This is a genomic window from Vibrio sp. 1249-1, assembly GCF_033340495.1.
The window spans coordinates 1-639 of record NZ_JAWOWJ010000696.1 but is presented as its reverse complement, the minus strand read 5'-3'; the positions used below and the strand labels follow the sequence as shown (position 1 = coordinate 639).

2 rRNA genes are annotated in these 639 nt (G+C 42.7%); both read left to right on the top strand.

Features of this window, described 5'->3' with window-relative positions:
• Nucleotides 1–77 (top strand): 16S ribosomal RNA (locus R7Z50_RS28415); the annotation flags it as partial.
• 277 nt (nucleotides 78–354) lie between these two features.
• Nucleotides 355–639, top strand: a 23S ribosomal RNA gene (locus R7Z50_RS28410); the annotation flags it as partial.

Below are 639 nucleotides of genomic sequence, written 5' to 3'. Positions count from 1 at the left end.
CCACTTTGTGGTTCATGACTGGGGTGAAGTCGTAACAAGGTAGCGCTAGGGGAACCTGGCGCTGGATCACCTCCTTAAACGATGATTATTGCGATGAGTGTTCACACAGATTGATAGTTCACAAGCGCAAGCTTGTAGCTAACATAGCTCTTTAACAATTTGGAAAGCTGACAAAACAACAATTTATTGTTGTTTGTAAAGTTCTCAAAGTATTCATTTATGAATACAACTAAAAACACATTCAAGTGTTCTTGGAATTTGAGTCCGGTAAAATCGAATGTCTCTCGCTCATTCAAATAATGAGAGACAACTTTGGTGATTTGATTATCAACTCGAAACTCCTTCGGGTTGTATGGTTAAGTGACTAAGCGTACACGGTGGATGCCTTGGCAGTCAGAGGCGATGAAGGACGTATTAACTTGCGATAAGCCCAGATTAGGTAGTAAAAACCATTTGAGTCTGGGATTTCCGAATGGGGAAACCCACTTACATAAGTAAGTATCGCTGCGTGAATACATAGCGCAGCGAGGCGAACCGGGGGAACTGAAACATCTAAGTACCTCGAGGAAAAGAAATCAACCGAGATTCCGAAAGTAGCGGCGAGCGAAATTGGACTAGCCCTTAAGCTTTACACGCGTT